10 protein-coding genes are annotated in these 7,735 nt (G+C 35.3%); 3 read left to right on the forward strand and 7 right to left on the reverse strand.

The window, feature by feature from the left end; translation table 11 throughout:
- Positions 1-262, reverse strand: a 262-nt coding sequence (locus AC1DOS_RS15965; protein ID WP_477538293.1) for a DUF1033 family protein, incomplete at its 3' end; no start/stop codon positions are given.
- 231 nt (positions 263-493) lie between these two features.
- On the opposite strand from AC1DOS_RS15965, the gene AC1DOS_RS15970 reads away from it, so the two are divergent.
- Together AC1DOS_RS15970 and AC1DOS_RS15975 are read left to right on the forward strand one after the other, a co-directional pair.
- Positions 494-1,168: a 5-bromo-4-chloroindolyl phosphate hydrolysis family protein gene (locus AC1DOS_RS15970; RefSeq protein WP_477538294.1), complete on the forward strand. Its 675-nt coding sequence runs from the start codon at positions 494-496 to the stop codon at positions 1,166-1,168.
- Positions 1,143-2,330: a toxic anion resistance protein gene (locus tag AC1DOS_RS15975; RefSeq protein WP_477538295.1), complete on the forward strand. Its 1,188-nt coding sequence runs from the start codon at positions 1,143-1,145 to the stop codon at positions 2,328-2,330. Before AC1DOS_RS15970 ends, AC1DOS_RS15975 begins: the two co-directional genes overlap by 26 nt.
- Before the next feature lie 24 nt (positions 2,331-2,354).
- Here the strand turns inward: AC1DOS_RS15975 and AC1DOS_RS15980 are convergent, their stop codons facing one another.
- The 4 genes from AC1DOS_RS15980 to AC1DOS_RS15995 form a co-directional block, all read right to left on the reverse strand.
- Positions 2,355-3,128, reverse strand: coding sequence for an SDR family oxidoreductase (locus AC1DOS_RS15980; RefSeq protein ID WP_477538296.1), 774 nt, complete (start codon positions 3,126-3,128; stop codon positions 2,355-2,357).
- 78 nt (positions 3,129-3,206) lie between these two features.
- Positions 3,207-5,159 (reverse strand): vWA domain-containing protein, encoded by a 1,953-nt coding sequence (locus AC1DOS_RS15985; protein WP_477538297.1) that lies wholly within the window; start codon positions 5,157-5,159, stop codon positions 3,207-3,209.
- Positions 5,113-5,982, reverse strand: coding sequence for an AAA family ATPase (locus AC1DOS_RS15990; RefSeq protein WP_477538298.1), 870 nt, complete (start codon positions 5,980-5,982; stop codon positions 5,113-5,115). Before AC1DOS_RS15990 ends, AC1DOS_RS15985 begins: the two co-directional genes overlap by 47 nt.
- Positions 5,983-6,023: 41 nt before the next feature.
- Entirely contained in the window at positions 6,024-6,221 is a 198-nt protein-coding gene (locus tag AC1DOS_RS15995) for a DUF6501 family protein (RefSeq protein ID WP_108585767.1), read from the reverse strand.
- A gap of 442 nt (positions 6,222-6,663) precedes the next feature.
- Between AC1DOS_RS15995 and AC1DOS_RS16000 the strand changes: the two genes are divergently transcribed.
- Positions 6,664-6,945, forward strand: a complete 282-nt coding sequence (locus tag AC1DOS_RS16000) for a hypothetical protein (RefSeq protein ID WP_108585768.1) — start codon at positions 6,664-6,666, stop codon at positions 6,943-6,945.
- A 363-nt stretch (positions 6,946-7,308) separates the two neighbouring features.
- On the opposite strand, the gene AC1DOS_RS16005 is transcribed toward AC1DOS_RS16000, so the two are convergent.
- Entirely contained in the window at positions 7,309-7,473 is a 165-nt protein-coding gene (locus AC1DOS_RS16005) for a hypothetical protein (RefSeq protein WP_477538299.1), read from the reverse strand.
- Positions 7,470-7,735 (reverse strand): phosphotransferase (locus AC1DOS_RS16010; protein ID WP_477538300.1); only part of this gene is annotated, 266 nt, incomplete at its 5' end. The genes AC1DOS_RS16005 and AC1DOS_RS16010, both read right to left, overlap by 4 nt.

Here is a 7,735-nt window from a genome sequence, read left to right on the forward strand (position 1 = left end):
AAATTACACCATGAAATGTTTGTAAATCATCATCGCATGCTTCACAAAACTCTTGTTCATCTTCAGTCCAAAAAGCCCAACATGCTCCTTTTTGTTTCTCTTCATTCGGATACGTTTTACGGAATTTACTTAGCAGTGATTCTAAGTAATCACTCGCCTCTTTGTCTGAAGTAAATACTTGTTTCTCGATAATATATTCTTCCCATCCGGAAAACATCCACCAAGGTTCATAACCAGCTTTCATATAAATTATTTCATTCATAGATTTTCATCCTTTTCTATACTTCCATAATCTTCATTTTATCAAATGAAATGTCAGCGTCTAGTAATTTGTTTATAATCTTCTCTCCAAATTTGAAACCTTTTACTTCTTAATGATTCAAAATCATTGATTACTCCTATAATTTAATATAAGTTAAGTCTTAATACAGATGAAACCTTTTGTTACGCCAATCGTATGTAATAGAGAAGAACTCTTAAGGAGGGTTGCAACTTGATCGATGTAAAGTACTTTATAATTCGACATTTGCTTAGCATACCCATATTTTTTGGAAGTTGGATAGCATTTCAATCAGGATTAGGTATTCATTTCGCACTAGCAGGATTATTTTCCATTGGAACTTACGCTTTGTCCAATCAACTGATTAAAGTGGTACAATCTCGATTGATTGTTTCAAAATATGGCTTGACGATGGCAGAATATCGTCATATTAATATGCAGTTAAAAGAAGCAAAAATCAAACTTAAACAATTAAATGGATACTATATGAAGGTTCGTTCAATAAGAGCATTTAAACAATTATTTGAAATGAATCGCCTAGCTAAACGTATTGTTCAGATTGTTAAAACCGAACCTAAGAAATTCTATCAGGTCGAATCATTCTTTTATGCCCATCTTGAAACAGCAGTAGAACTTACTTCAAAATACACATTGCTTGTCTCACAACCTATTAAAGCCTATGATGTTCAAATTGCTTTACAAGATACGCGTGAGACATTGTTAGAGATTAATGAAGTGATGGAACTTGATTTACGTCAAGTATTGTCTTCTGATATTGAGCATTTAAAAATGGAACTTGATTTTGCTAAAATTTCACTAAGAAAACAAGAAACTCCCCTATTGCTGAAAGGAGAAACACTAGATGGCAGAAAATCAATCGACTCCTAGTCAAACGAAAACTTTAGATGATTTACTAAATTCACCTTTTGAAATGCAACCACAAATGAAGGATCAAGACGATCCTATAAATGAAAAATTACCTGTAAAAATAATAGATCGATTGTCTGAAGAAGAAAAACAAAAAGCCTATACTCTGGCTGCTCAAATTCCTGCTGGTAATTATGAAGCAGTTCTAACATATGGAGCCAATGCACAAACTGAACTTTCAAGGTTTTCACATCAAATGCTTGACCATGTTCAAAAGAAAGACATTGGACCAGTAGGAGATATTTTAAAAGATTTGATGGACAAGCTTGGGCAAATGAACCCTGAAGAATTAACCACAACAAAGAAATCCGGTATTAAACGGTTATTTGGGAAAGTATCTAGATCTGTTCAGGAGTTAATGACTAAATATCAAAAATTAAGTACTCAAATTGATCGTATTGGCATTCAACTTGAACATTCTAAAAGAGGTTTAATTGAAGATGTTCATATGTTAGATAAGTTATACGATCAAAACAAAGCATATTTTCAAGCTTTAAATGTTTATATTGCTGCAGCGGAAATAAAACGTGATGAAATATTAAACGAAACCATCCCTGCCCTTCGTCAAAAAGCTGAAGCATCATCTGATCAGATGGCTTATCAAGAAGTGAATGATATGGCTCAGTTCTTAGATCGTTTGGAAAAACGGTTATATGATTTACAGCTATCTCGTCAAATAACGATTCAAAGTRCTCCACAAATTCGAATGATTCAGCAAACCAATCAAACGTTGGCGGAGAAGATTCAATCTTCTATCATGACTTCCATTCCTTTATGGAAAAATCAAATTGCGATAGCATTAACACTTAATCGTCAATTGAAAGCGGTAGAAGCACAGAAACAAGTAACGAAAACGACGAATGATTTATTATTGAAAAACTCGGAAATGTTGAAAATGAACAGTATTGAAACTGCAAAAGAAAATGAACGTGGCATTGTTGAAATTGAAACATTAAAACAAACACAAGAGAACTTACTTCAAACAATTGAAGAAACACTTCGTATCCAATCAGATGGTCGCGTCAAACGAAAAGCTGCCGAAGTTGAAATTGCCCGTATGGAAGAACAGTTAAAACAACGACTATTAATCGTTCATCAAGAACAAGAAAACCGTCCTCGCTAATGAGGACGGTTCTATTTATTTAAGTTACCTTTTAAATCCACCCTCTGAATGAATTACTTGACCTGTAATCCAGTTGGCATCCTCACTTACTAGAAATTTAATGGTTCTTGCAACATCACTTGGTTCCCCGATTCTACCAAATGGGAACATTGGTTCTAACGCATTTTTAATATCTTCAGTCATCCATCCTGTATCCGTAGGACCTGGATTTACTGCATTAACGGTTATTCCTAGTGGAGCTACTTCTGCTGCCAAAGTAATAGTTAAGGCATCTATTGCACCCTTTGTTGTTGCATAGGCTAATTCACCCGCCATGGATCCTTGAAATTGACCTGAAGTAAGACTAATAATTCTCCCGCCTGATTTCTTCTTGAAATTCTGAGCAAACTTACTACTTAAAAGAGTCGTTGCCCGGATATTCACCACATAGTGTTTATCCAACTCATCCATAGTTATCGTTGAATAATCATTGTTAGTTGAGTAAGCTGCATTATTTATTAAGATATCAGGTTGTCCAAGTTGCTCAACTACTTTTTCAAACAGTTGCTCAGGTGCATCTTGTGTTGTTAAATCTAACTCCATACAAGACACCTTAACTCCTTTTAGTAATAACTCCTCTTTTAATTTCATCGGGTCATCGAAATCCATGCTTAAAGCCATTTTTCTATCATATTCCGCCCAATAAGTGAAAAAAATGTGATAACCTGCATCTGCTAGCTCTTTACAAATAGCCGTTCCAATACCTTGTAGGCGGCCTACACCAGTAATAATTGCGATTTTATCTTTTAATTCGATCATGAACATTTCCCCTAACGATGATCTATAATGAATTGCTAAAATGATTAACGTTTTTCATCCAATATTATTGAATATTTGTCACTTAACAACTAGATATAGCATGCGACGCAGTAGTCTTAATGTTTGAGTAGTGAATTCATCGACATTTTTCGCAGTTGCAGTCTTTGCCCCAAACATCATATGGAATAATTGTATTTGTTCTTCCACGGGTTGCTCTGCGCTTAAAAACAAATGGAGTAAATGAATCCCTTTTCTCTCTACTTCGATGACAGCCTCCGCGGTATCGATAATTCCATTTGCAGCATAGCCATATGCAGATGGTTCTCCATCAGAAAACAATAAAATAAATTTATGCTTTTCACTACGTTTTAGAAGTCGTTCTGCCATCCAGCGAATAGCTAATCCATCACGATTGTCATCATGGGCCTCCAACGAAAAAATGGCTTCTGAATGATCTTTTAATCCATCTTCTATTTGGTGGCAAAATAAAAAGGAATTGGGTTGTTCTTGATCCGACGCTTCATAGGCATCTTCATAATACGATACAATATCATGTCGAATTCCTAAGTCCCGTAAAACGTCATGAAATAATAATACTGCTTTTTTTGTTTCTTCCATTTTATCAATCATGGAAGCCGAACTATCAATTAACAAACCGAAAACAGCGTCCATTGGAAGAGATGGGCTATTCTTTTTATAGAATGGTTTTGGTCGTTGTTCAGTTAATAAAGAGGTCAGATTTGGTGTTAATCTGCCTTTTGATAATCGAGTACGTTTGCTCTCTTGCTTTTGATCAATTCTTTTTCGGATTTCTTTCGTAAATGCTTTTACATACGGTTTTTGTTCTGCACGAATGATGGAAATTCCATCTTTCAAGCCAGCGTTTATTTTTCGAACTATTCTCTTTTCTTCGAATGATACATTTAGATGTTCATCACCGAATCGTTCTCCTGATTGCTTGGTTTGATATTTCTCTGTTTTCCCATCCATTTTTGCTTTTTGGATACTTTTCTTATTCGCAGTAGAAGTGCCTGATCCCTCACTATCAATTTCATTGGACTCATCGCCCTCTTCTACACGGCCATTATTTGTCTTTCCTTTATTTCCTTTTGTTAGTTCAAACTCAAGGTGTGGTCCTTGTTGTTTTTCACTTTCTCGATGCCAGGTCCTAAACATTTCTTCAATGGATTCACTTGGAGGAAAATTTTCTGAATCTTGTTGATCAATTGATCGTTTAGTTTTTTCTTCATAACCTGGAATTTCTTCTAAGTTTTCGTGAAGAGATATAAATATATGCGTTAAATCTTTCGTCATCACTTCTTCCAGTGAATAAAGGATATCTAAACAAATTCGACAACTTTCAGCTGTACTCTTTGAATCGAAAATAAACTGCCATTTTGCAAGTGCCCTTTTAAAGTAACTCGGATAGTCTTCTACTAATAGGGCTGTAGGTGACCCTTTACGAAGTGCTACGTATAAAAAACTAAATAGACTGTCACTCATAAATCCTTTGTTGAAATTGACCATCAATTGTTGTTCATGGAAAGTGGTATATACTTCTTCACGAACGGCAAATGCACCGTCTGTTCCCGGCCGTTCTTGACGAATTAAATTGGAAAGTCGAAACTCCTCTGCACTTATTGCAAGTTGTAGAGCAAACTCTTTAATAGGAAGATGACTGACTTCTTTCTTATAATGATTCCATGCTGTTAAGTCAAAATGTCTCCAAAAACCCGAAGTTAATAAATACAAATCAGATAATTGACCTTTTTGTTCAATTTCAGGATCACGATGATTCCAAAAATGGCTCATCGAAATGGCGCCTTCTTTTGGGCGAAACTCCATCAATTTACGAACAGTTAGTGATAAGTATGGACTGCGACCTAAAGCTCGTGCCAATTGTTCTAACTGAATCATTCGTTTAGCGTTAATCGTTTCATTGTTAAATTGAATAAATCGATTGACCGATGACAAATAAAGCACCTCACTTAAGCCAAGTATTCGCCAGTTCCATGACCAACTCTTTTTCACTATCGTCTTCTAATTTTTCAGCTATTGCATAACGAATAGCTCGTTTAGGGTCTATATATTGAGCTAGCTCAGTAGCATCGAGTAAACTGCGAATGGATGCAGCTTCTTCACTTAGTAAACCATTTTGAACTTGAATAAACATATCTTCTGCAAGGTTAAGCATGGTTTTGATGAGTAAAGATGAGGCTTCTGGGTATTCCCGTTCAAATAAGCCACGAAGTGGCTCTCCTGTTAAATATGGAATCGAGAATGAAATAAAGCGATTTTTTAAAGCTTCATTTAACGGAGAAGTACCAATATAGCCTTCGTTTATTGCGGCTATAACCATAAAGTCTTCGTGAGCTCGTAACACTTCCCCGGTATAAGGATTTGTCAGCATACGTCGGTGATCGAGTACGCTATGTAGAATCGGTAAGGTTTCAGGTTTTGCCATATTGATTTCATCAATATATAAAATATGACCGTACCTCATGGCTTGAATGACCGGTCCTTCTACAAAATCGATAGCCGTTTGACCATTTTCTTGAATCAATGTTTTAAACCCGAGAAGAGCTTCTGCATCTAAATCAACCGAACAATTAATACTGTGCATCGGTTGTTTAAAGAAAGAAGAAATCGATTCTGCCAATTTCGTTTTACCCGATCCAGATGGTCCTTTGAGTAAGACATTTTTTTGCAACACTACACTTAGTAAAATGTCATTCCATAAATTTTCTAATGGTGATACATAGCMGCCACGCCCAATTAATGCTTTATGGTCATTTACATGCTCTCTTGAATGTCTGTTTTTTTGTGACTGGTCAATGATTGATTTTACGTTCAACGTTATTCCCTCCAATAAAAAAACCGATGAAGAGTCATCGGCTATTCGAAATATTCTTTATAAAAGCCACCAATGTGACCTGTGTTGTCAAGTATAAAAATGAATTCTTCTGTTTCATTTTTCACTTCGTATGTTTTACCAACCGTTAGAACATTTGACACCGAAAACTTCGATGCATTGGTATGTTTGCAAGTAACTGTTTTAATTGTGGGTGCATCTTTCCAAACGTTATGTAACATAATTCATCTCCTCAATTCGTTCTCTTCTTCTAGTATAAGCAAGCTGTAAAAGATTATCAACAACTCGGGTAAACCTCTTTCTAAAACGTATAGAATATAGGTTTGAAATAAGAAAGTGTTATTGGCTTGGTCTGGCTTTATTTAAGTCAACCACTGATTACCCTCACTGACCATAATGGTTACAGTTTGCGATGAACATTTATCTGTTGCACCCTGGTCTAGAGAATAAAGAGGGTGGAGTAAGGTGTCGCGCACCTACCTCAATTCGTAGATTATCCTTCTACACGTTAACACCCCACTCTACCTTGCACCTTGATAAGATAGCTCTATTATTTTTATATTAATTTAAGATAGAGAAAAGTTATGAATATATCTACTCATTCGCCCTCTCTCGTTATGAAAAACTTAATATACTATAAAAACAATGAAAGGAGGTGTTATTATGTCTGAATATTATTCTTCAAGAAAAAATCATTGCTGTGATGAAAAAAGAAAAAAAGAAAACTGTGGATGCGGTACGGTTATTGTAAGCTTTACTAGTGCTGCAGGCTTCCCTATTTTGTTCTCTTCTACTGCCGGCAACGTGGACTCTACTTGTTCAGCTGCGCTAGCAGTGGGTAATAACGTTATTTTTGCACTACAGTGCCTTTTCGAAGACGACTTTAAAGTTGTTGCATTTACTGCGAATGGAGCTGTAAACACTTACACTCTTACAAACTGTTAACATCTTCAAAAAGAAATAGCGGGATTAGTTCTAGTAGACTAACCTAGTAAGACAAAATAAAACACCTTTATAAATGTTACATTAAAAAGGACATTTATCGGAGGTGTTTTTTTTGCATGGGCGTATATTAAGGAGAGATTAGAAGGGCGGTTGTCATTGATAGAATTGAAGAAAAATAAACAAAATCAGCAGACTATTAATTCTAGCATTAAATGTATTTCGCAAATTATTACGTGGATGAAAAGGAAGAAATAGAGCGTATCCTAATGGAAATCATTAGCTTTTTCATCCACTTTGTTATAATGCAGAAAATCTTCAAGAAAGCACCCTGTTATTGGTGTTTACTAAACTCCAGTTTGTTAATCAACTTTCTAAAAATTCATATAAACCTTCATCGAAATATTGAAACTCTTCCTTAGAAACATTGTAACGTTTATAATCCTCAAAAAAAGCTTTTTTGATTTCATCTTTATTAACAAACCTTCTTATCGCCAAAGATTCATCATACCATGGGTCACCAACTGTCATCCCAGATCATCAATAAATAATCGCACCTTTCCATCCACAACAAGAACATTGTCAGATGTACAATCTCCGTGAATTATCGTTTGCTCAACAGGTATAGGTTTAGTTGACTGTAATTTCTCTAARAGTTGTATACTGGCTTCTGTTTCTCCAGTTTTCACATAACTTTCAGCTTTTACCAACTGCTCATCTAGCCAATTGTTTTTATGATTTAGTGATTCGATTGATTTTGTTTCATGAAGTTTATTAAGAAAGTGTCCAATGC

Source organism: Paenisporosarcina sp. P5_A11 (assembly GCF_056400705.1).

Coding starts and splice junctions, on each gene's coding strand:
- AC1DOS_RS16000 (WP_108585768.1), top strand. CDS start 6,664: ATGTCTGAATATTATTCTTCAAGAAAAAATCATTGCTGTGATGAAAAA.
- AC1DOS_RS16005 (WP_477538299.1), bottom strand. CDS start 7,473: ATGACAGTTGGTGACCCATGGTATGATGAATCTTTGGCGATAAGAAGG.
- AC1DOS_RS15995 (WP_108585767.1), bottom strand. CDS start 6,221: ATGTTACATAACGTTTGGAAAGATGCACCCACAATTAAAACAGTTACT.
- AC1DOS_RS15980 (WP_477538296.1), bottom strand. CDS start 3,128: ATGATCGAATTAAAAGATAAAATCGCAATTATTACTGGTGTAGGCCGC.